This window comes from Kocuria sp. SM24M-10, assembly GCF_001027955.1.
GTDB lineage: Bacteria > Actinomycetota > Actinomycetes > Actinomycetales > Micrococcaceae > Kocuria > Kocuria oceani.
In genome coordinates this window covers 47,913-70,750 of sequence record NZ_LDNX01000043.1, presented here as the reverse complement: position 1 = coordinate 70,750, position 22,838 = coordinate 47,913, and the positions used below count along the sequence as shown (strand labels likewise).

Annotated in this window: 19 protein-coding genes; 11 read left to right on the top strand and 8 right to left on the bottom strand. The window is 73.0% G+C overall.

The annotated features are described in order from the left end of the window. The first annotated feature begins 1 nt into the window (after position 1). From uca to ABL57_RS04845, 3 genes are all read left to right on the top strand, one after another. On the top strand, positions 2-3,739 hold the full coding sequence (gene uca / locus ABL57_RS04855; RefSeq protein WP_082157230.1) for an urea carboxylase: 3,738 nt from the start codon (positions 2-4) through the stop codon (positions 3,737-3,739). Between the two features lie 36 nt (positions 3,740-3,775). Next, entirely contained in the window at positions 3,776-5,131 is a 1,356-nt protein-coding gene (locus ABL57_RS04850) for an allophanate hydrolase (protein WP_053004749.1), read from the top strand. Between the two features lie 64 nt (positions 5,132-5,195). Continuing rightward, complete coding sequence (locus ABL57_RS04845) at positions 5,196-5,639, top strand: hypothetical protein (RefSeq protein WP_047802312.1); 444 nt, start codon at positions 5,196-5,198, stop codon at positions 5,637-5,639. Between the two features lie 35 nt (positions 5,640-5,674). Here the strand turns inward: ABL57_RS04845 and ABL57_RS04840 are convergent, their stop codons facing one another. The 4 genes from ABL57_RS04840 to ABL57_RS04830 all read right to left on the bottom strand — a co-directional run bounded on the left by ABL57_RS04840 (position 5,675) and on the right by ABL57_RS04830 (position 8,005). Next, positions 5,675-6,295, bottom strand: a complete 621-nt coding sequence (locus ABL57_RS04840; protein WP_082157229.1) for a methylated-DNA--[protein]-cysteine S-methyltransferase — start codon at positions 6,293-6,295, stop codon at positions 5,675-5,677. After that, the gene (locus ABL57_RS23495) at positions 6,292-6,444 is read right to left on the bottom strand and encodes a hypothetical protein (protein WP_371212464.1); all 153 of its coding nucleotides are present in this window, start codon (positions 6,442-6,444) and stop codon (positions 6,292-6,294) included. The genes ABL57_RS04840 and ABL57_RS23495 overlap by 4 nt, the downstream gene beginning before the upstream one ends. Before the next feature lie 9 nt (positions 6,445-6,453). Beyond that, positions 6,454-6,792, bottom strand: coding sequence for an RNA polymerase sigma factor (locus ABL57_RS04835; protein WP_371212463.1), 339 nt, complete (start codon positions 6,790-6,792; stop codon positions 6,454-6,456). Positions 6,793-6,928: 136 nt separating this feature from the next. Next, positions 6,929-8,005 carry a LacI family DNA-binding transcriptional regulator gene (locus tag ABL57_RS04830; protein WP_047802311.1) on the bottom strand — a complete coding sequence of 359 codons (1,077 nt, stop codon included), beginning with the start codon at positions 8,003-8,005 and terminating at the stop codon, positions 6,929-6,931. Positions 8,006-8,184: 179 nt separating this feature from the next. On the opposite strand from ABL57_RS04830, the gene ABL57_RS04825 reads away from it, so the two are divergent. From ABL57_RS04825 to ABL57_RS04805, 5 genes are all read left to right on the top strand, one after another. Continuing rightward, entirely contained in the window at positions 8,185-9,045 is an 861-nt protein-coding gene (locus ABL57_RS04825) for an ABC transporter substrate-binding protein (protein ID WP_047802310.1), read from the top strand. A gap of 74 nt (positions 9,046-9,119) precedes the next feature. Then, positions 9,120-9,908, top strand: a complete 789-nt coding sequence (locus ABL57_RS04820) for an amino acid ABC transporter permease (RefSeq protein ID WP_047802309.1) — start codon at positions 9,120-9,122, stop codon at positions 9,906-9,908. Further along, on the top strand, positions 9,905-10,669 hold the full coding sequence (locus ABL57_RS04815; protein ID WP_047802308.1) for an amino acid ABC transporter ATP-binding protein: 765 nt from the start codon (positions 9,905-9,907) through the stop codon (positions 10,667-10,669). Before ABL57_RS04820 ends, ABL57_RS04815 begins: the two co-directional genes overlap by 4 nt. A gap of 1 nt (position 10,670) precedes the next feature. Then, the gene (locus ABL57_RS04810; protein ID WP_047802307.1) at positions 10,671-11,735 is read left to right on the top strand and encodes a Gfo/Idh/MocA family oxidoreductase; all 1,065 of its coding nucleotides are present in this window, start codon (positions 10,671-10,673) and stop codon (positions 11,733-11,735) included. Between the two features lie 73 nt (positions 11,736-11,808). Next, positions 11,809-12,933, top strand: coding sequence for an NAD(P)/FAD-dependent oxidoreductase (locus ABL57_RS04805; RefSeq protein WP_371212466.1), 1,125 nt, complete (start codon positions 11,809-11,811; stop codon positions 12,931-12,933). 107 nt (positions 12,934-13,040) lie between these two features. Here ABL57_RS04805 and ABL57_RS04800 read toward each other — a convergent pair whose 3' ends face one another. From ABL57_RS04800 to ABL57_RS04790, 3 genes are all read right to left on the bottom strand, one after another. Continuing rightward, on the bottom strand, positions 13,041-14,066 hold the full coding sequence (locus ABL57_RS04800; RefSeq protein WP_047802305.1) for a LacI family DNA-binding transcriptional regulator: 1,026 nt from the start codon (positions 14,064-14,066) through the stop codon (positions 13,041-13,043). A gap of 150 nt (positions 14,067-14,216) precedes the next feature. Continuing rightward, positions 14,217-15,515: an MFS transporter gene (locus tag ABL57_RS04795; RefSeq protein WP_047802304.1), complete on the bottom strand. Its 1,299-nt coding sequence runs from the start codon at positions 15,513-15,515 to the stop codon at positions 14,217-14,219. Between the two features lie 64 nt (positions 15,516-15,579). Beyond that, the gene (locus ABL57_RS04790) at positions 15,580-15,948 is read right to left on the bottom strand and encodes an L-rhamnose mutarotase (RefSeq protein WP_047802303.1); all 369 of its coding nucleotides are present in this window, start codon (positions 15,946-15,948) and stop codon (positions 15,580-15,582) included. A 328-nt stretch (positions 15,949-16,276) separates the two neighbouring features. Here ABL57_RS04790 and rhaI point away from each other — a divergent pair, with 328 nt between their 5' ends. The 3 genes from rhaI (at position 16,277) to ABL57_RS04775 (ending at position 21,148) form a co-directional block, all read left to right on the top strand. Then, entirely contained in the window at positions 16,277-17,443 is a 1,167-nt protein-coding gene (rhaI, locus tag ABL57_RS04785) for an L-rhamnose isomerase (RefSeq protein WP_047802363.1), read from the top strand. A gap of 146 nt (positions 17,444-17,589) precedes the next feature. Beyond that, a complete protein-coding gene (locus ABL57_RS04780) occupies positions 17,590-19,656 on the top strand; it encodes a bifunctional rhamnulose-1-phosphate aldolase/short-chain dehydrogenase (RefSeq protein ID WP_047802302.1) in 2,067 nt (688 codons plus the stop codon). A gap of 28 nt (positions 19,657-19,684) precedes the next feature. Beyond that, positions 19,685-21,148 (top strand): rhamnulokinase family protein, encoded by a 1,464-nt coding sequence (locus tag ABL57_RS04775; protein ID WP_047802301.1) that lies wholly within the window; start codon positions 19,685-19,687, stop codon positions 21,146-21,148. Positions 21,149-21,194: 46 nt separating this feature from the next. Here the strand turns inward: ABL57_RS04775 and ABL57_RS04770 are convergent, their stop codons facing one another. Beyond that, complete coding sequence (locus tag ABL57_RS04770; RefSeq protein ID WP_082157226.1) at positions 21,195-22,769, bottom strand: sodium:solute symporter family protein; 1,575 nt, start codon at positions 22,767-22,769, stop codon at positions 21,195-21,197. Positions 22,770-22,838: the final 69 nt, after the last annotated feature.

Here is a 22,838-nt window from a genome sequence, read left to right as displayed (position 1 = left end):
CATGAGCGTCTTCGACACCGTCCTCGTGGCCAACCGCGGCGAGATCGCCGTGCGGATCATCCGCTCCGTGCAGGCCCTCGGGCTGCGCGCCGTGGCCGTGTACTCGGACGCCGACCGCGGCTCCCTGCACGTGGCCGCCGCCGACGAGGCCGTGCACCTGGGGGCCTCGCCCGCCGCGGAGAGCTACCTGGACATCGCCGGGATCCTCGCCGCGGCCGAGCGCACCGGGGCCGGGGCGATCCACCCCGGCTACGGGTTCCTCTCCGAGAACACGGACTTCGCCGCGGCCTGCGAGGCCGCCGGGATCGTGTTCGTCGGCCCCACCGAGGAGCAGCTGCGCGTCTTCGGTGCCAAGCACACCGCGCGCGACGCCGCCGTGGCCGCCGACGTGCCCCTGCTCGCCGGCACCGGGCTGCTCGGCTCCCTCGAGGAGGCGCTGGCGCAGGCCGAGGGCATCGGCTGGCCGGTCATGCTCAAGGCCACCGCCGGCGGCGGCGGGATCGGCATGCAGGAGTGCCGCGACGCCGGAGACCTGCGCGCGGCCTGGGAGAGCGTCCGGCGCGTGGCCGGGGCGAACTTCTCCTCCGCCGGGGTCTTCCTGGAGCGGCTCGTGGACCGGGCCCGGCACGTCGAGGTGCAGGTCTTCGGCGACGGGCGCGGCGACGTCCTCGTCGTCGGGGACCGGGACTGCACCCTGCAGCGCCGCCACCAGAAGGTGGTCGAGGAGGCCCCGGCCCCGGACCTGCCCGAGCACGTGCGCGCCACGATCCACGACGCCGCCCGGCGGCTGTGCGCCTCCGTGGACTACCGCTCCGCCGGCACGGTCGAGTTCATCTACGACCCCGGCCGCCAGGAGGCGGCGTTCCTCGAGGTCAACACCCGCCTGCAGGTCGAGCACCCCGTCACCGAGGCCGTCTACGGCGTGGACCTCGTCGAGTGGATGCTCCGCCTGGCCGGCGGGGACCGCACCATGATGGACGCCGAGCTCACCGCCCGCGGCGCCGCCGTGGAGGCCCGGGTCTACGCGGAGAACCCCGACCGGGACAACCTGCCCAGCGCCGGCACCGTCACCGGCCTCGTGGTCCCGGACGGCGTCCGGGTGGACTCCTGGATCGAGGTCGGCTCCGAGGTCAGCGCCTTCTACGACCCCCTGCTGAGCAAGTTCGTCGCCCACGGCGCGGACCGGGCGCAGGCCTGGGCGCGGCTGGGCGAGGCCCTCGAGCAGGCCCGGGTGCACGGGGTGGCCACGAACCTGGGCGTGCTCCGGGCGATCCCGCAGCTGCCCGCGGTCCGCGACGTCGAGCACTCCACCGCCACCCTGGAGGGCGTGCGCAGCGCCCAGCCGCGCCTGGAGGTCCTGAAGTCCGGGCTGCTGACCACCGTCCAGGACCGGCCCGGGCGGATCGGGTACTGGCCGGTGGGCATCCCGCCGTCGGGCCCGATGGACGAGCTGTCCTTCCGGCTGGGCAACGAGGCGCTGGGCAACCCCGAGCGCGCCGCAGGCCTCGAGGTGACGATGGCCGGGCCGACCCTGCGCTTCCACACACCGGCCCGGGTGATGGTCACGGGCGCCCCGGCCGAGGTGCTGGTGAACCGGCGGCCGGCGGCGCAGTGGGCCGTGCTCGAGCTCGCCGCCGGGGACGTGCTGGCGATCGGGCGCGCCGAGCAGGGCATGCGCGCCTACCTGCTCGTCGAGGGCGGGCTGGACGTCCCGCTGGTGCTGGGCTCCGCGGCCACCTTCGTGCAGGGCGAGATCGGCGGGGCCGCCGGCCGCGCGCTCGCTCCCGGCGACGTCCTGGGGATCAGCACCCCGGCCGTGCCGCACGAGGTCGCCGACGTCCCGCTCGCCGAGCGCCCGCAGGTCGGCGCCTACTGGGAGGTCGGGGTGCTCGAGGGCCCCCACGCCGCCCCCGAGTTCTTCACCGCCGCCGACATGGAGGAGTTCTACGCCGCGGACTGGGAGGTCCACTTCAACTCCGACCGCACCGGCGTGCGCCTCGTCGGCCCACGGCCCCAGTGGGCCCGCCGCGACGGGGGCGAGGCCGGGCTGCACCCCTCCAACATCCACGACACCCCGTACGCCGTGGGCGCGGTGGACTACACCGGCGACATGCCCATCCTGCTCGGCCCCGACGGTCCCAGCCTGGGCGGGTTCACCTGCCCGGCCACGGTGGCCGAGGGGCAGAAGTGGAAGCTGGGCCAGCTGCGCGCCGGGGACCGGGTGCGCTTCGTGCCCATCACCCAGGCGCAGGCCGCGCAGCTGCGCCGTGAGCCCCGCGCCCGGGTGCTCGCCGACCGCGCGGCCGTGGTCGACGGCGGCGTGGTCACTGCTGTGGCCGCCACCGGCGACCGCCCGTCCCTGACCGTGCGGCGCAGCGGGGACGCGAACGTGCTCGTCGAGTACGGCGAGATGACCCTGGACATCGCCTCCCGGATGCGGGTCGAGGCGCTGCGCCGGGCCCTCCAGGAGCAGATCGACGACGGCGCGCTCCCCGGGGTGCTCGAGCTGACCCCGGGCATCCGGTCCCTGCAGATCCACCTCGACCCGGAGCTGCTCGGCCTGGACGAGGTCCTGGCGCGGGTGCTGGCCCTCGACGCCGCGCTGCCCGCCACCCACGACCTCCGGCTGCCCAGCCGCACCGTGCACCTGCCGCTGTCCTGGGACGACCCCGCCACCCGCGAGGCCATCCGCCGGTACGAGAAGGGCGTGCGCGACGACGCCCCATGGTGCCCCTGGAACATCGAGTTCATCCGGCGGATCAACGGCCTGGACTCGGTCGAGGACGTGCGCTCGGTGCTCTTCGAGGCCGAGTACCTGGTCCTGGGCCTGGGCGACGTCTACCTCGGGGCGCCCGTGGCCACCCCGGTGGACCCCCGGCACCGGCTCGTGACCACGAAGTACAACCCGGCCCGCACGTGGACGCCGCAGAACGCCGTGGGCATCGGCGGCGCCTACCTGTGCGTCTACGGGATGGAGGGCCCCGGCGGCTACCAGTTCGTGGGCCGGACCACGCAGGTGTGGTCCACCCACCGGCAGCGCGGGCCCTACGAGGAGGGCACCCCCTGGCTGCTGCGCTTCTTCGACCGGATCAAGTGGTACCCGGTCTCCTCCGAGGAGCTCGAGGGCATGCGCGCGGACATGGCCGTGGGCCGGCTGCCGCTGCGGATCGAGGAGGGCGAGTTCTCCATGGCCGAGTACGCGGCCTTCCTCGCCGAGCACCGGGAGGGCATCGACGCCTTCGAGGCGCGCCGCCGCTCCGCCTTCGACGCCGAGCGGCAGGCCTGGGAGGACGCCGGGGAGTTCGAGCGCGTGGCCGCGCTCGCGGAGGTCGCCGCGGAGGAGGACGTCGCCGTGGAGATCCCGGACGGCTGCGAGGGCGTCGAGGCGCAGTTCGCCGCCAACGTCTTCCGGGTCGACGTCCGGGCCGGGGACCGGGTCCGGGAGGGCCAGACCCTCCTGGCGGTCGAGGCCATGAAGATGGAGGCGCCCGTGATCGCCCCCGCGGACGGCGTGGTGCACAGCGTCGTCGTCGAGCCGGGGGCGCACGTGGGCCCGGGCGCGGTGCTGGCGGTCGTCCGCCCGGACCCGGACGGCGACGGTGCGGGCCCGGGAGCTCCGGACGCGTCCGCCGCGGAGACGGCGGCTCCGCGGGCCTCGGCCAGGACAGTGGATGATCCGGCCGCGCCCGTGGACGGACCGTCCGCGCCCGACGCGCCCGCCGTGGCCCGGACCGTCTGAGCCGCGGCGCGGATCCCGAGAACGAGGAGGACAGAGATGACGACGACCACCACCACGGCTGCCCCGGCCCCGACCGGACCGGCCACGAACGGGCCCGCGCCTGCGGAGCGCGCCGCCCACGAGCTCGTGGCGCAGCGCTACCGGCTGATCGAGGAGGCGGACCGGCCCGAGGTCTGGATCGGCCTGCGCCCGGAGGCCGACGTGGCCGCGGACGTCGCCCGGGCCCTGGCCGCCCGCGCCGCGGGCGGGCACCTGCCGCTCGCGGGCACGCTGTTCGCGGTGAAGAACAACATCGACGTGGCCGGGCTGCCGACCACGGCGGCCTGTCCCGCCTTCGCCTACGAGCCCGCGGCCGACGCCACGGTGGTGCGCCGGCTCAAGGACGCCGGTGCCGTGGTGCTGGGCAGCACCAACCTCGACCAGTTCGCGACCGGGCTCGTCGGCACCCGCAGCCCGTACGGCGCCGTGCGGCACGCCGAGGACCCCGCGCGGATCTCCGGCGGGTCCAGCAGCGGCTCCGGCGTGGCCGTGGCCCTGGGCTTCGCCGACTTCGCCCTCGGCACGGACACCGCCGGCTCCGGCCGGGTGCCCGCCGCCCTGCACGGGCTCTACGGCGTCAAGCCCACCAAGGGCGTGGTGCCCGCCACCGGGGTGGTGCCGGCCTGCCGCAGCCAGGACGTGGTGACCACCATGGCCCGCGAGCTCCGCCTGGCCCGGCTCGCGGCGGACGTCATGTCCGGCGTCGACGACGGCGACGCCCGCTCCCGCGCCTGCGCCCCGCGCCGCGCAGCCGGCCTCGACCGCGTCATCGGGTACGCCGTGCCCGAGCAGCTGGGCGAGCTCGCCCCCGGCTGGACCGAGGCCTACGCCGCCGCGGTGCGGCAGTTCCGGAACCGGGGGTTCCGCACCGAGCCGGTGGACGTCGAGCCGTTCCTGGCCGCGGCGGCCCTGCTCTACGACGGCGCCTTCGTCGCCGAGCGCTGGACGGCCGTGGGCGCCTTCGTGGAGGCCCACCCGGACGAGGTCGACCCGACGGTGGGGCGGATCATCGCCGCGGCCGGGCGGATCCCGGCCCACCGCGTCTTCGCCGACCAGGAGTTCCTGGACGGCTGCGCCCGCACGGCCCGGCAGGTGTTCGGCGCGGTGGACGCCCTCGTGCTGCCCACCACGACCTTCCACCCCACCCTCGCCGAGCTCGAGGCCGACCCCGTGGGCGCCAACAGCCGGATGGGCCGCTTCACCAACTTCGCCAACCTGCTCGACCTCGCCGCGCTCGCGGTGCCCGCCGGCCGGGTGGACGGCCTGCCGTTCGGCGTGCAGCTGGTGGGGGACACCTTCGAGGACGCCCGGCTCGTGGACGTGGCGCGGGAGGGCGGCTTCGGTGGCTGCTGAGACCGCGTCCTCGCGCGCTGCGTCTGCGGCCGCTGCTCGCTCCGCCCCCGCGTCCCCGGCTGCCGTGCCCGCCGTCGGCGCGTCCACGGCGACGGCGTCCTCGGCCGCCGGATCCGGCGCCCCGGAGCTGCTGCTCGTGGTCGCGGGGGCGCACCTGCGCGGCCAGCCGCTGCACCACCAGCTGGCCGAGCGCTCCGCCCGGTTCGTGCAGGCCACCAGCACGGCCCCCGAGTACCGGATGTTCGCCCTGGACACCGTGCCGGCCAAGCCCGGGGTGCTCCGCGTCCCGGAGGGCGGGGCCGCCCTGGCCGTGGAGGTCTGGGCGCTGGACGCCGCGGCGTTCGGCACCTTCGTGGCCGGGCTGCCCGCGCCCATGGCCATCGGCAGGGTCCGCCTCGCCGGCGGCCGGGAGCTGCCCGGGTTCCTGGTGGAGCCGTTCGCGCTCGAGGGCGCCCAGGACATCACGGCCCACGGCGGCTGGGCCGCCTACCGCGAGGCCACGGCCTGACCGGCGCGGGACCGCCGCCCCGGTGCCGGGCGGGCTCAGGCGGCGGCCTCCAGCTCGAGCAGCGCCTGCTTCGCCTCCAGCCCGCCGATGTACCCGCCCAGGCCGCCGTCGCCACGCAGCACACGGTGGCAGGGGACGACCACCGGCAGCGGATTCGTGGCGCAGGCCGTGCCCACGGCCCGCACCGCCTGCGGGCGCCCGACCGACCGGGCCACCGCGCCGTAGGACTGCGTGCTGCCGTAGTCGATCTCCGGCAGGTGTTCCTGGACCAGGCGGCGGAAGCCCCGGGAGAGCGAGCGGTCCAGGGGGAGCTCGAAGCGGGTGCGGGTCCCGGCGAAGTACTCCCGCAGCTGCTGCGCCGCCGGCTCCAGCCGGGCCGGGGCGTGCAGGATCCGCGGACCGAGCCGGTCGGCCAGGTCCGCCAGGACCTGCTCGTGGTCCTCCCGGGCGTAGGCGACCCGGGCCAGGCCCCGCTCCGTGGCGGCGAGCAGCAGCGTCCCCACCGGGGTCTCGAGCGTGGTGTACGCGACATCGAGGACGCCCGCGGCTGCGGCGGCGGCCTCCAGCCGCCGGTGCAGGCGCTCGAGGGTGCTGCCCGGCACGGGGACGGAGGTCAGCAGGGCTTCCGGCCGCGGGGTGTCCTGGTGGGTGCTCATCGGTCCTCTCCTTCGAGGTCGGTCGCGGTCAGGGTCCGGCGCAGGGCGGCCAGGCCGTCGGCGGCGGCCCGGCGGGCGGCCTCCGGGGTGCCGCCCAGCAGCTCGGCGATCTGCCGGTAGGGCAGCCCGCCCAGGTAGCGGTAGGCCACCACGTGGCGCTACCGGGGCGGCAGGGCGGCCACCGCCGCCCACACCGGGGAGTCGTGCTCGGGCACCGCGTCCCGGTGCGCGGGCGGCTCCGGCAGGACGGCCACCGGCACCGCGGTCCTCGCCCTCGCCCGGACCACGTCCACCGCCTTGCGGTGGGCGATGGTGACCAGCCACGCCTGCACGTTGGCCGTGTCCGGGAGGTCGGGATAGGCGCGCATGGCGGCCACGAACGTCTCCGACCACGCGTCCTCGGCGTCCGCGGGAATGCTCAGGACCGCCCGGCAGACCCGCCACACGACCGGTCCGTGCTGGGTCACCAGCGTCTCGAAAGGCTGTTTCGTCGTCATCACCCCGTAGACGTCGGAGGGGGCCGGAACGTGAGATCGGGCTGGGGGCGGAGTCCCGGCGCGGTCGGCACCGCTGCCGGAGGATCTCTCGCCGTCCGGTCGTCCGGCGCCACGCCGGGCGTCACCCGTGTCCGCGTCAGGCCTTTCCGGGAGGCGGTCCGACGGATCCGCGCTGGATCAGGCGGGCGGGGAAACCCTGCCGTCGCGGAGGGCCAGCGTGCCCCCGGAGGCGTTCCAGCAGGACGGCCGCGGCCGCGGTGCCGATCTCGAAGGTGGGCTGGGCGACCACGGTGATGGGCGGATCCGTCAGCGTGGTCCACGGCAGGTCGTCGAACATCACGAAGGAGACGTCCTCCGGGACGCGCAGACCGAGCTCGCGCACGGCGGTCAGGACGCTCACCCCGACCACGCTGTCGGAGGCGATGACAGCCGTCACCGGGCTCGGCCCGGTGAGCAGCTCCCGGGTGACCCGCCGGACGTCCGCCTCGGTCCGCGCCCCGAGCCGGACGAACTCGTCCCGGCGCGGCAGGCCCGCGTCGTCGAAGGCGGCGGCCATCCCCTCGAGCCGGTCGGCCACCGGTGAGGCCTGCAGCGCCGCCCCGAAGGAGTAGCCACCGGCCGGCTCGTCCGCCGTGGAGATGTAGCCGATCCGCTCGTGACCGGCCTCGAGAAGGTGCTGCGTGCACTCGTGGGCGGCCGGGACCATGTCGGTCTGCACGACGTCGACGGCCAGGTCGTCGAGCCGTCGGTCCAGCAGGACGAGCGGCCGCCCGGAGGACCCCACCTCGCTCAGGTGCGCGGTGCTCCACGACGTGGAGGGGGCCACGATCAGCCCGTCGACGCGCTTGTCGAGCAGCACGTGCACCGCATCGATCTCGGCCTGCACGTCCTCGTCCGTGTTGACCAGGACGACGTCGTATCCTGCGGCCTTGGCGGTGTCCGAGATGCCACGGGTGGCCACGCCGAAGTAGGGGTTCTCGATGTCGCCCACCACCACGCCGATGGTGTGGGAACGGCCCGTGTTCATGCTGCGGGCCAGTTCGTTGGGGCGGTACCCGAGGGCTTCCGCGGCGGCGAGCACTCGCGAGCGGGCGGCGTCGCTGACGGCGCCGTAGCCTCCCAGCGCCCGTGCGGCGGTGGCCTTGGCGACGCGGGCCTCCCGGGCGACGTCCGCGACGGTGACCTCTCGCGGCCGGGGGGGATCAGGACTCATGTAAACCTTTCGCGACACCTCTTGACGTGGGGTGGATCACTCCGTAGTTTCTCTCAACATACCAGGTGTGAGACCGGTATCAACGTGGCAGTTGAGACCGGTCTCACCCGGGTCACCCGACCTGGCGAGTCCGCGGGCCCACGGCTCCGACGACGACTCCCGAGCATTGGAGCAACCTCATGATGCGACGCACTTCCTCCCGCCTCGGCGCGGCCGCTGCCGCCCTGTTCGCCCTCCTGCTGGCCCTGACGGGATGCGCCGGGAGCACCGCCTCCGAACCGGCCGAGGACAATCCGTACGGGCTGATCGAACCCGGAACCATCCGCGTGGCGAGCCTCGGCGATGCCAAGCCCTACACGTTCACCGACGCCGACGGCGAGTTCACCGGATTCGACGTCGAGCTGTTCGAGGACGTGGCCGGCCGGATCGGCATCGACGACGTGGTCTTCACGGGCCAGGACTTCGCCGGGCTGCTCGCCGCGGTGGCCAACGGCCAGTTCGACGTCGGCGTCGCCGCCATCGGGATCACCGACGAGCGGAAGCAGACGGTCGACTTCACCGACGGGTACCTGGCCGGATACCTCTCGGCCGTGACGCCGAAGGACTCGGGCATCACCTCCGAGGAGGACCTTGCGGGCCGCCGCATGGGCGTGGTGCAGGGGACCCTGCAGGAGGCCTACGCGGTGAAGAACCTGACCGACACGGAACTGGTCCGGTTCCCGGACAACAACGCCGCCATCTCGGCCGTCAACAGCGGCGCGGTGGACGCCCACTTCCTCGACTACGAGGCCGCCAAGGCCTACATCGACCAGTACGACCTGGTCAGCGCCGCGGACATCCCCTCCTTCGACGCGCCCGCCGGCTTCGCCGTGGCGCCGGAGAACACCGCCCTGCGGGACGCCCTGAACGAGGGCCTGGCCGAGGCCATGGAGGACGGGACGTGGAAGCGGCTGTACGAGAAGTGGTTCCCGGGTTCCCCGATGCCGCAGCAGTACCTGCCGGAGACGGAGCAGACCGCCGCCGCCGAGCCGACGCCCTGACCTCCGAGGTGGCCGGCCGCTCCGCGGCCGGCCACCTGCCGGGCCCCGTCCCTCCGACCGTCTGAGAGCGCCCCATGGACTGGATCGACACGATCTCCCGCACCTTCCTCGACATCGACGCGATGCTGGCGGTACTGCCGCAGCTGCTGGCCGTCGGCCTGAAGAACACCCTCATCATCTCCGTCTCCGCGACCCTGATCGGACTCGTGCTCGGCATGTTCCTCGCCGTGATGGGCATCGCCCGGACCCGCTGGCTGCGCGTGCCCGCGCGGATCTACACCGACATCTTCCGCGGCCTCCCGGCCATCCTGACGATCCTGCTCATCGGTCAGGGCTTCGCCCGCTTCAGCCAGCAGCTGTTCGGGGCATCGCCGTACCCGCTGGGCATCGCCGCGCTGAGCCTGATCGCCAGCGCCTACATCGGGGAGATCTTCCGGGCAGGCATCCAGAGCATCGACAAGGGTCAGCTGGAGGCCTGCCGGGCGCTGGGCATGAGCTATCCCAAGGCCATGGCCCTCGTCGTGGTCCCGCAGGGGGTGCGGCGGGTGCTGCCGGCGCTGGTCAACGAGTTCATCGCCATCGTCAAGGACTCCAGCCTCGTCTACTTCCTGGGTCTGCTCGTCAGCGAACGCGAGCTGTTCCGCGTGGGCCAGGACGCGGCCGTGCTCACCGGCAACCTCTCGCCGCTGGTGATGGCCGGGATCTTCTATCTGATCATCACCGTTCCGCTGACCCACCTCGTGAACTACTTCGACCACCGGTTCCGCGCCGGGCGGCGCCGCACCGTGGCCCCCTCGAGCGGACTCGCAGAGGTCGAGGAGCTCCACACCACCGCCCCTTCGAGCACCGGGAGCAAAGCATGAGCACCACCGTGGCCCCCACCCCCGTGGAGACCTACCGCGGGGCCAGCCTGGACATCCGTGAGCTGACCCTCGCCTTCGGAGAGATCGAGGTCCTGCGCGGCGTGAGCCTCTCCGTGCCCGCCGGGACCACGACCTGCATCATCGGGCCCTCGGGCTCCGGCAAGTCAACCCTGCTGCGTGGGATCAACCGCCTGCACGAGCCCAGGAGCGGCGAGGTGCTGCTCGGCGGACAGAGCGTGCTGGGCGTGAACCCCGACGGGCTGCGGCGGAGGATCGGGATGGTCTTCCAGCACTTCAACCTCTTCCCGGACCACACCGCCCTGGAGAACGTCGCCCTGGCCCCGTCCAGCGTCAAGCGCATACCGCGAGCACAGGCGCGGGCCCTGGCCCACAGGCATCTGGCCGAGGTGGGCCTGGCCGAGCGTGCGGATCACCGTCCCCGGGACCTCTCCGGGGGCCAGCAGCAGCGCGTGGCCATCGCCCGGGCCCTGGCCATGGAGCCCGAGGTCATGCTCTTCGACGAGGCCACCAGTGCTCTTGACCCCGAGCTGGTCAAGGGTGTCCTCGACCTCATGGCCGGTCTCAGCCGCAGTGGCATGACCATGGTCGTGGTCACCCACGAGATGCAGTTCGCCCGCAAGGTCGCCGACCAGGTCGTCTTCATGGACGAGGGAAAGGTCGTGGAGGCCGGCACCCCGCAGCAGGTCTTCGACACTCCCCGGAGCGACCGCCTCCGCCGGTTCCTCTCGGAGGTGCTCTGACATGACATCACCGATGACATCACCGCGGGCCATCCGCACCGCCGTGCTCGGCTACGGGGTCTCGGGGCGGGTCTTCCACGCGCCGCTGCTCGCGGCGGACCCCCGCTTCGGCCTGGCCGCGATCGTCACCGGCGATCCCGAGCGGGCCGCCCGCGCCGCGGCCCAGCATCCCGGGGCCCGGATCGTCCCGAGCGGCGACGACCTGTTCGCCCTGCTCGACGCCGGGGAGCTGGAGCTGGACCTCGTGGTGCTCGGCACCCCGCCGGGCGTCCACTTCGAGCAGGCCTGCGCCGCGATCGAGCGCGGGCTGCACGTGGTGGTGGACAAGCCGTTCGTCCCGACCGTGGCCGAGGGCGAGGAGCTGCTCCGCCGGGCGGAGGCGGCCGGGGTGGTCCTCACCGTGTTCCAGAACCGGCGCTGGGACGCCGACTTCCGCACCCTGCGCATGCTCGTCGAGGGCGGGGCCCTGGGCCGGGTGCGCACCTTCGAGTCCCGCTTCGAGTGGTGGATGCCGGAGGGCTTCGGGTCCTGGAAGGACGAGGCGACGGTCGGGGAGGCCGGGGGCATCCTGCACGACCTCGGTGCGCACCTGGTGGACCAGGCCCTGCAGCTCTTCGGTCCGGTCCGGGACGCCCACGGCGAGCTCGCCCGCCATGTCGGCACGGGGGCCCCGGGCGCCGAGCAGGACGCCTTCGTGTCGCTCCTCCACGAGAACGGGGTCCGCTCCAGGCTGTGGATGAACGGCCTGGCCGCCCAGGTCGGCCCCCGCTTCCACGTCCTCGGCTCGGTGGCCGCCTACACGAAGTGGGGTCTGGACGGGCAGGAGCCGGCACTGGATGCCGGCACGTCCCCCACCGCCCCCTCCTACGGGGTGGAACCCCCGGAGAGCTGGGGAGTCCTCGGCCAGGACGGAGCCCTGGTGCCGGTGCCGGCCGAGCGCGGGGACTACCCCGCCTTCTACCGTGCGCTCGCCGCGTGCCTGCTGGACGGCGGGCCGGTGCCCGTCGACCCGGCGGACGCGCTGGAGACGCTGCGCGTCATCGAAGAGATCCATGCGCACCACTGAACCCGTCCCGGCGGGTCGGGCCGAGCCCGGCGCATCACCCCCAGCAAGCAGGAACCACAGAAAGAGAAGGTGCATCGTGTCCGCAACCCATCCTCAGCGAGTCGTCGTCCTCGGCGGAGGCATCCTGGGCGTCTCCACCGCCGTGCACCTGCTGCGCGGCGGCGCGTCCGTCGTCCTGGTCACCGAAGCCGAGCTCGCCAGCGGTGCGACCGGCCGCTCCCTGTCCTGGCTCAACTCGGCCGGCGCCCGCTCCGAGCCGTACCACCGGCTGCGCACCCTGGGTGTGGACCGCTACCGGACCCTCTTCGCCCAGGACCCGGACCGGGAGTGGCTGCGCTTCGACGGCGGCCTGTTCTGGGACGTCCCCGGGCGGGCGACCACCACCGAGGAGCGCCACGAGCACGAGAAGTCCCACGGGTACGACTCGATGCTTCTCAAGCCCGAGCAGATCGCCGAGGTCACCCCCGGCATCGACCCGGCCGCCGTCGAGGACGTCGCCGTCTTCAACCCGGGGGAGGGCTGGGTGAGCCTGCCCCACCTCGTGGAGCACCTCCTGGAGGAGTTCACCGAGCGCGGCGGCGAGCTCGTCACCCGGGCCGGCCGGTCCCACCTGCTCGCCGACGGCGGCCGGGCCACGGGCGTGCGCACGGCCGGCGGCGAGGTCCACCAGGGCGACGCCGTCGTGGTCGCATGCGGTGCGGCGACCCCGTCCGTGCTCGCCGAGCACGGCGTGGTGATCGACAACGCCTCCCCGGTGTCCATGCTGGTGGTCACCGGTGCGGTCGACCACGGTGTGAGCACCGTGCTCAACACGCCGAGGGCGGCGGTCCGGCCCAACCCGGGGAGCACCCTGGCCGTCGACCACGACTGGTACGAGGAGAGCATCGTCGAGCAGGAGGACGGCACCTTCACCATCGACGAGTCGGTGGTCCAGGAGCTGCTGGACGAGGCCTCCGCACTGATCGAGGGCGCCCCGCACCTGGCCGCGGACACGTGGACGATGGGCTACAAGCCCATTCCCGGCGACGGCGAGCCCGTGTTCGGGGAGCTGGAGCGGATCCCCGGCTGCTTCGTCGCCTTCACGCACTCGGGGGCGACGCTGGGGCTTATCGGTGGAGAGCTGCTGGCCGACGAGGTCCTCACCGGCCGGAAGCACCCCCTGCTGGAGACCTTCCGCCCGGAGCGGTTCGAGCAGTAGCCACCCGCCGCGCCACCGGCTCCCGACGTCGTCGCGGAGCCGGCGGCGTACCGGTCATGTCACGGGGACGGTGGTGACCCGGCCGGGGTCTGACGGCCCACCCCGCCTCAGGCGGGAGGTCGCGTGGAGTCGCGGACGACGAGTTCCGGCGGGAAGCTCACATGGCGGTGGCGATGCTCGGGGTCGGCGACCTCGTCCGCGAGCAGCTCCACGGCCGTGCGGCCCATGAGTCGGCTGGGCTGACGGATCGAGGACAGGGGGACGACTGCCGAGGTCGCGAAGTCGATGTCGTCGTAGCCGATGATCGCGACGTCCTCGGGCACCCGGAGGCGGTGGGTGAACACGAAGGCCTGGAGGAGACCCAGGCCCAGCAGGTCGTTGGCCGCGAACACCGCCTCGGGACGGCGCTCCGCGGGGCGGGAGAGCATCGCCGCCCCGGCGCGCCGGCCCTCCAGCACGGTCAGGGCGTCGGTCGGTACGACCTCGAGCGACGCCCCGGGCACCTGCGCCACGGCCTGCTCGGCGCCCGCGTGCCGGTCCACGACCTGGTGCAGCGTGGCGGGGCCGCCCACGAAGGCGATCCGGCGGGCGCCCCCGGCCAGCAGGTGCTCGACGGCCATGCGCCCGCCCTCGACGTCGTCCACGGCCAGCGAGCAGTAGCGGGACGGGGGTGCGTGCTCGTCCACGAGCACCACGGGGATGCCCCGGGCGCGCAGGGTCTCGATCCGTGACCGCTCCGGGGTCTGCGGGGTGACGAGCACGCCGCGCACCCGCTGTTCCTCGAACAGGTCCAGGTAGAGGTTCTCCCGGTCCGGGGACTGCCCGGCGTTGCCGATGATCACGGCCTGCCCCAGTTTCTCGGCGGCCGCCTCCGCGCCCAGGGCGATCTCGTTGTAGAACGGGTTCGCCGAGTCCTGCACCACGAGTCCCACGGTGCGCGAGCGGCCGGCCTTGAGCTGCCGGGCGACGTCGTTGCGGACGTACCCCAGGTCGTCGATCACCTGGAGCACCCGGCGCCGGCGGTCGGCGGAGACGGCCTCCGGGCGGTTGAGGACGTTGGACACGGTGCCGATGGAGACCCCTGCCTCCCGGGCGACGTCCTTGATGCTCACCGTCGGTCGCTCAGGAGCCACGTCGTCACTTTCCCTCGGGTACGTGCGGAGCCTCGATTCTAGCGAGCACGGCGCGGAGGGCGGGCGCGGTCCGCCTCGCCACGCGGGGACACAGGGCTCCCGCCCATCCGCGTCCCCGCCGACGGGCCGGAGCCCTGTGTTCCCGCCTGGTCAGACCGCCGTCCGGTCCGGCCGGGGGAGGGTCCTGCCGTAGCGCTCCTCCTCGATCTGCTCCAGGCTCTTGCCCCGGGTGTCCGGGGCGCCGAGGACGCCGATGAGCAGCGCGGCCACGAGAGCGCCGATCATGATCATCCCCACGAACGGCACGCCGTGCTCGGCGAGCAGGGTGGGGAACCAGTAGCTGAGCAGACCCACGACGATGCGCGCGACGAAGAAGAGCACGCCCTGCGCGCTGGCCCGGTAGCGGGTCGCGAACATCTCCGCGGCCCAGAGGGCGTAGAACGCCTGGGCACCGATGCCGGCCGACACACCCCAGAGGACGGCGAAGAGGATCAGCACCGGCATGGTGACGTGGGCGAACACGAGCAGGAGCCAGGCGACGATGCCCAGTAGAGCGCCGATGCCGTAGAGCAGGCGGCGGTCGACGCGGTCGCCGTAGCGCATGAAGCCGAACCAGGTGGCCAGCACCGTGCAGCTCCACAGGAGCACCTGGAGCAGGTTCTGCTGGGTGGCCGACTCCACACCGGCGGTCTCGTACACCCGCGGCATGAAGATGCCCATCTGGCCGGCGACGAGGTTCCACAGGGCGTAGACGCCGATGAGGAAGAGCAGTGCCTTGAGATTGATCGAGCTGGTGAGCAGCTCGCGGTAGTTGCGTCGCTTGATCCCGGTGGCCTCCGAGGCGCGCCGCTCCTCGTCGGACTTCTTCCAGGTGTGGGACTCGGAGAGCCCACGGCGCACCCACCAGGTGATGAAGGCGACGACGAACAGGTGGGCGAAGACGATGCGGCTGCCCAGCAGGCCCAGCGGGACCATGAAGGTGGCGAACAGGAACACGAGCGCCGGGGCCAGCGACCACGCGAACTGGGCGGTGCCCACGTGTTTCGCACGGTCCTCCGAGGGGGCCTCCTCGGCGATGTAGGTCCAGGCCACCGGCACCCCGGCGCCCACGGCGATGCCGGTCAGGATCACTCCGAGCACCAGCATCCACGGGGCGACGGCGAAGATCACGAACGCGGTGCCGATCATGTAGAGGATCAGGTCGTAGGTGTAGATGAACTTGCGTCCGTATCGGTCGCCCAGCGGGCCGCCGATCATCGCGCCCAGGGCCGCGCCGAAGGCGTTGGCGCTGAGCGCGGCCACGAGGCCGACGGCGAGGTTGGTGAAGCCGAAGTACTCCTGCCACAGCCCCAGGCTGGTGGCCAGGGCGATGATGGACCCCGCTTCGATGTAGTTGGACATGGAGACCGCGATGGTGGCCTTCCAGCCTCCGAGCTTGGTGGTGGTCATGGGTGATCCTTCGACGACGATGACGGTGGTGGCGCGGAGCGCAGGACGGGCGGTGGCGGCCGGGTCAGGCCAGGTGGAAGTACTGCAGCAGCGGTTCCGGCTGCGAGCCCTCGACGAAGTACTGGGCCATCTCGGCCTGCCAGCGCGTGTTGACGGGGTGCTCGGCCATGCGCTGCTCGGTCGCGGCGGTGTCCTCGGCCTCGAAGCAGCCCACGACCAGTCCGTCCTCCGGGCGCAGGAAGAGGGAGTAGTTCCGCCAGCCCGTCTCGTGCAGCGCGTCGAGCATCTCGGGCCAGACCCGCTGGTGCACCTCCACGTACTCGGCCAGCTTCTCGGGACGGACGTGGAGGAGGAAGCACCGGCGGGTGCGTGTGGTCTCCTCGGGCAGCCGGATCAGTTCCTGCAGCTCCGCAGAAGAGGCGTGGGTGCCCATGCGGGACTCCTTCGTGGTGGACGGCCGGAGGGGCCGGAACGGCATGGGAGGCGGTGGTGCTCGCCGGCGGGCCGGGCATCGGACGACCCGCGGCATGTGAGCTGCCTCTCAGTACGCCGCCATCGTAGCGAGTTTTTGAGACGTTTCAATAGCTCGGCATGATCTCTCTTGCACGCCGTAGCGCGAAGCGCCAACGAGTCACGCAAGTGATCGGAAGACCGCACCTTGACGTGACTCAGCTCACGACTTACCGTAGTGAAACGATTCAAGCACGCATTGCGGCCCCGCAGGTCGCGTTCCCGCCTCTCGCACGGAAGACGTGAAGGTCATGACTGCATTCGACGACATCGCGCCCCAGCTCGCCGCCCAGGCCATCGAGCTGCCCTCCTGGGCGTTCGGCAACTCCGGGACCCGGTTCAAGGTGTTCTCCACGCCCGGCACGCCGCGCACGGTGGAGGAGAAGGTCGCCGACGCCGCCGTGGTGCACCGGCTGACCGGGCTCGCGCCGTCCGTGGCGCTGCACATCCCGTGGGACCGGGTCGACGACTACGCGGGCCTGGCCCGGTACGCCGCCGACCAGGGGGTGGCCGTCGGGACGATCAACTCCAACACCTTCCAGGACGACGTCTACAAGTTCGGCTCCCTCACCCACACCGACCCCGCGGTGCGGCGGACGGCGATCGATCATCACCTCGAGTGCCTGGAGGTCATGGACGCCACGGGCTCGCGGGACCTGAAGATCTGGCTGGCCGACGGCACGAACTACGCCGGCCAGCAGGACATGCGGGGCCGCCAGGACCGGCTGGCCGAGTCCCTGGCGGAGATCTACGCCCAGGTCGGCGCGGAGCAGCGGCTGGTGCTGGAGTACAAGTTCTTCGAGCCGGCGTTCTACCACACCGACGTGCCGGACTGGGGGACGGCCTACGCCCAGGTCGCCGCCCTGGGGGAGCGGGCCGTGGTCTGCCTCGACACCGGACACCACGCCCCCGGCACCAATATCGAGTTCATCGTGATGCAGCTGCTGCGGCTGGGCAAGCTCGGGTCCTTCGACTTCAACTCCCGCAACTACGCCGACGACGACCTCATCGTCGGCGCGGCCGACCCCTTCCAGCTCTTCCGGATCATGGTCGAGGTCGTCCGCGGCGGCGGGCTCGATCCCGCCGCCGGGGTGGCGTTCATGCTCGACCAGTGCCACAACGTGGAGGAGAAGATCCCCGGCCAGATCCGCTCCGTGCTCAACGTCCAGGAGATGACCGCCCGGGCGCTGCTGCTGGACCGGGCGTCGCTGACGGCCGCCCAGGAGGCCGGGGACGTGCTGGGGGCGCACCAGGTCCTGATGGACGCCTTCTACACCGACGTCCGGCCGGCCCTCGCCGCCTGGCGGGAGTCCCGGGGCCTGCCGGCCGACCCGATGGCCGCCTACGCCGCCTCCGGGTACCAGCAGCGCATCAGCGCCGAGCGGGTCGGCGGCACGCAGGCCTCCTGGGCCTCCTGAGCGGCGACCCGGCTCGGGCGAGTTGGTGCCGCCGAGGACGCATGAGCCTGCTGTTCCGACCGTCCTGATCGGCCGATGACTCGATCGGTCTGATTCCTTCACTCCGTCTGATCCATTTGAGCCACTCTCCGAGGAGCATCCTCCCCATGAACGCCCAGCAAACCACCACGAAGACCACTGCGCAGCCCGTCGTCGCCGATCTCATCGCCCGCTCCAACCGGCTGGGCGCCGACCCGAAGAACACCAACTACGCCGGCGGGAACACCTCCGCCCAGGGCACAGCCACGGACCCGGTGACCGGCGCGGACGTCGAGCTGCTGTGGGTCAAGGGCTCCGGCGGGGACCTCGGCACGCTCACCGAGCAGGGCCTGGCCACCCTGCGGCTGGACCGCCTGCGGGCCCTGGTGGACGTCTACCCCGGGGTGGAGCGCGAGGACGAGATGGTCGCCGCCTTCGACTACTGCCTGCACGGCAAGGGCGGGGCCGCCCCGTCCATCGACACGGCCATGCACGGGCTGGTCGAGGCCGCCCACGTGGACCACCTGCACCCGGACTCCGGGATCGCGGTCGCCACCGCCGCCGACGGCGAGCGGCTCACCGCCGAGATCTTCGGCGGGAAGGTCGTGTGGGTGCCCTGGCGCCGTCCCGGCTTCCAGCTGGGCCTGGACATCGCCGCGGTCAAGGAGGCCCACCCGGAGGCGATCGGCTGCATCCTGGGCGGCCACGGGATCACCGCCTGGGGCGACACCAGTGAGGAGGCCGAGGCGAACTCGCTGTGGATCATCCGCACCGCCGAGGCCCATCTCGACCAGTACTCGGTGCCGGAGCCCTTCGGCCCGGTCCTGGAGGGCTTCCAGGCGCTGCCGGAGGGGGAGCGCCGGGCCAAGGCCGCGGCCCTGGCCCCGGTCATCCGAGGGCTCGCCTCGCACGACCGCCCGCAGGTGGGCCACTTCACCGACGACCCCCGGGTGCTGGAGTTCCTGGCCGCCGCCGAGCACCCCCGCCTGGCCGCCCTGGGCACCTCCTGCCCGGACCACTTCCTGCGCACCAAGGTCAAGCCCCTGGTCCTCGACCTGCCGGCCGGCGCCCCCGTGGAGGAGTGCGTGGCCCGGCTCAAGGAGCTGCACGAGGCCTACCGTGCCGACTACCAGGCCTACTACGACCGCCACGCCGGCCCGGACTCGCCGGTGATCCGCGGGGCCGATCCGGCGATCGTGCTCGTGCCCGGGGTGGGGATGTTCTCCTTCGGCAAGGACAAGCAGACCGCCCGGGTGGCCGGGGAGTTCTACCTCAACGCGATCAACGTCATGCGCGGGGCGGAGGGCATCTCCGCCTACGCGCCGATCGACGAGGCCGAGAAGTTCCGCATCGAGTACTGGGCGCTGGAGGAGGCCAAGCTGGCCCGCATGCCGAAGCCGAAGCCCCTGGCCACCCGGATCGCCCTGGTCACCGGGGCGGCCTCGGGCATCGGCAAGGCGATCGCCGCCCGCCTGGCCGCCGAGGGCGCCTGCGTGGTGATCGCCGACCTCGACCTCGAGAAGGCCCGCGCGGCCGCCGCCGAGCTCGGCGGGCCGGACGTGGCCGTCGGGGTGGCCGTCAACGTCGCCGACGAGGCCGCCGTGCAGACGGCCGTCGACGAGACGGTGCTGGCCTTCGGCGGGCTGGACCTGGTGGTCAACAACGCCGGGCTGTCGCTGTCCAAGCCGCTGCTGGAGACCACCGAGGCCGACTGGGACCTCCAACACGACGTGATGGCCAAGGGCTCCTTCCTCGTCTCGAAGGCCGCGGCCAGGACCATGATCGCCCAGGACATGGGCGGGGACATCGTCTACATCTCCTCGAAGAACTCCGTCTTCGCCGGGCCGAACAACATCGCCTACTCCGCCACCAAGGCCGACCAGGCCCACCAGGTCCGCCTGCTGGCCGCCGAGCTGGGCGAGCACCAGATCCGGGTCAACGGCATCAACCCCGACGGGGTGGTCCGCGGCTCGGGGATCTTCGCCGGCGGCTGGGGCGCCAAGCGAGCCGCGGTCTACGGGGTGCCGGAGGAGGAGCTGGGCAAGTTCTACGCCCAGCGCACCCTGCTCAAGCGCGAGGTGCTGCCCGAGAACGTCGCCAACGCGGTGTTCGCCCTCACCGCCGGGGACCTCTCGCACACCACCGGTCTGCACGTGCCCGTCGACGCCGGCGTGGCCGCCGCCTTCCTGCGCTGATGCGCGCCCGGCAGCGGAGGCGACGACCATGACGAGGACCGTGGCGGCGGTGGACCTGGGCGCCACCAGCGGACGGGTGATGTTCGGCGGGATCGAGGACGGGCGGCTGCGGCTGCGCCACGTCGCCCGCTTCCCCAACCGGCCCGTCCGTCTGCACGAAGGGGACCGGGACGGGCTGCACTGGAACATCACCGAGATCCACCGGTCCCTGACCGCCGGGCTGGCCCAGGCGGTGCGGGAGGACCCCGGGGTGGCCTCGATCGGGGTCGACTCCTGGGCCGTGGACTACGCCCTGCTGCGGGACGGGCGGATGCTCGGGGTGCCCTACTCCTACCGAGACGAGCGCACCGCCGCCGGGGTGGACGCCGTGCACGGGCGGATCCCGCCGGAGGAGCTGCACGCCCGCACCGGGCTGCAGCACCTGCCCTTCAACACGGTCTACCAGCTGGCCGTCGACCGGGTCCGCGGCGACCTGGACGTGGCCGACCGGATGCTCCTGATCCCGGACCTGATCGGCTACTGGCTCACCGGCCGGCAGGTCGCCGAGGCCACCAACGCCTCCACCACCGGGCTGCTCGACGCCCGCACAAGGCAGTGGGACACCCGGTTGATGGACCGGCTCGGCTACCCCCGCGAGCTCTTCGCCCCCGTCGTCGCCCCCGGCACCACGATCGGGGAGCTGCTGCCGGACGTCGCCGCCGAGCTCGGGGCGGCACCGGGGCTCGCGGTGACCGCCGTGGGCTCCCACGACACCGCCTCGGCCGTGGTCGCCGTGCCCGCCGTCGACAGCGAGTCGGCGTTCATCTCCTCGGGCACGTGGTCGCTGGTCGGGATCGAGCTGGACGCCCCGGTCCTGACCCCGGAGAGCCGCGCGGCCAACTTCACGAACGAAGGGGGAGTCGACGGCCGGGTGCGCTTCCTGAAGAACGTCTCCGGGCTGTGGCTGCTCTCCGAGTCGATGCGCACCTGGAACGGCCCCGGCACCACCGACGCCCAGCGCAGCAGCGACCTCGCCGCGCTGCTGGCCGAGGCCGCCGCGGTGGTCCGGCCCGTGCCCGTCGTCGACGCCACCGACGAGCGGTTCACCGCCCCCGGGGACATGCCCGCCCGGATCGCGGCCTGGTGCCGGGAGCACGACGTGGAGCCCCCGCGGACCCGCGCCGAGGTGGTGCGCTGCATCCTGGAGTCGCTGGCGGCCGCCTACGCCGTCACGATCGAGCAGGCCGAGCGGCTGTCGGGGCGGGCGATCCGCACGATCCACGTCGTCGGCGGCGGGTCCCAGAACGCCCTGCTGTGCCAGCTCACCGCCGACCGCACCGGCCGCACCGTCGTCGCCGGACCGGCGGAGGCCACCGCGATCGGCAACGTCCTGGTCCAGGCCCGCGCCGCGGGCCTGGTGAGGGGCGACCTCGAGGCGCTGCGCGGCATCGTGGCCACCACCTTCGAGCCCGTCCGCTACCAGCCGAGGACCGTGACGGCCACCGCGCGCTGAGCAGCCCGCGCTGATGGGCCGGCCCTTCGGCGCGGGCTCCGAGTCCTCAGACGCGCGCCGGGACCTGCGGATCGGCGGCGGGTTCGACGCCGGGCCCGGCCGCCGCGCCCGCGCGGACGCGCGGGGTGAACCCCGAGGGCGTCTGCTCGCGGTAGAGGCGGTACAGCTCCAGCCGCTGCGTGTCCGTCTCCGCCTGGGGCCGGGCAGCGGTGAGACCCACGAGCACGTAGGTCAGCCAGCCCAGGGCGCCGGCCAGCAGGGTCGCCCAGCCGTCGAAGGCGCTGGTGACCAGGGTGTTCTCGAGGTGGAAGAGCTCGTTGGGGGCGCCGTAGATCGTGGGCGTCAGCGCGAGGAACACCAGCCGGCTGGTCAGGCCGACGCCCGCCGCGGCCAGGGCGGCGCGGGCGCCGGGCCGCTTCCAGAAGGTGCCCAGGATGAAGGACGCCGACAGGCTCGCCAGCATCAGGTCGAAGGCCAGGGTCAGCAGGATCCCGGTCTGGCTGACCCGCACGGCCAGCAGGATCCCGACGAGCACCACCGGGAGCATGGCCAGCCGCGTCCAGCGCAGCAGCGGGTCCTGCGCGCCGGTGATCTCGGTGCGCCGCACGTTGAAGACGTTGCGCACGGTCACGGCCGAGGTCGCCAGGATGGCGCCGGAGGCCGTGGAGAAGGATGCCGCCACGATGCCGGAGAGCACCAGCACCGCGAGCAGCGGCGGAGCGTACTCGCCCAGCAGGGTGTAGAGGATGGGCCCGTCCGCGGCGGAGAGCCCCAGCACGGAGGAGGCGGTGAGGGCCACGAGGGCGAAGATCGTGCCGATCACGGCCGTGGTGCCGGCCGCCAGGAAGCAGGAGCGCTGCGCCACGCGCGGGCTCTTGGCGCCGAAGATCCGCTGCATGAAGTCGATCGCCACGAGGTCGCCGATGCCGAGGGCGATCAGTGTGGCCCAGTTGATCGGGGCGCCGGCCTCGGAGCTGGTGAGCTGCTCCAGGTCGAACGGGCCCATCCCCTCTGGCACCACGATGCCGTAGGTCAGCGCCACCCACACGATCAGCGCCACCGCGGCCACCACGGTGATCACGGTCTGCAGCACCGCGGTGTAGGCGTCGGAGAACAGCCCGCCCGCCAGGGTGTAGCTGAGCACCAGGGCGCTGGCCACCACCACGCCGGCCGCGTAGGGCACGTGCGCGAAGTACTCGAGCAGGAACCCGCAGGCCACGAGGTTGCCGGCCAGCAGGAACGTGAAGGCGAAGATCATGATGAGGGACGCCAGGGTCTCCGTGCGCCGGCCGTAGCGGATGCGGAAGAAGTCCCCGAGGGTGAGCAGCCGCATCCGGTTCATGGGCTTGGCCAGGAAGAGCCCGGCCAGCAGGAGGCACACCGCCAGGCCCAGGGCCAGGGACGCCCCGGCCCAGAAGCCGTAGCCGGAGGTGAGGTCCGTGTTGCCCACGGTGGCGTTCGAGTCCACCGCCGCGGCGGTGAGCGAGACCGCGACCAGCGGCATGCCCAGCTGGCGTCCCGCCACGAGATAGTTGGTGCTGTCCCCGTCGACCTTGCGCGCCACCAGCACGCCGATGACGAGCACCGCCAGGACGGTGGTGCCGACCCCGAGAATGATCATGTGCTTCTCCCCGCCTGGACCCCGCCCGAGCGGAGTTTCTGTCAACTGACAGGTAAAGCATGTCGGCGG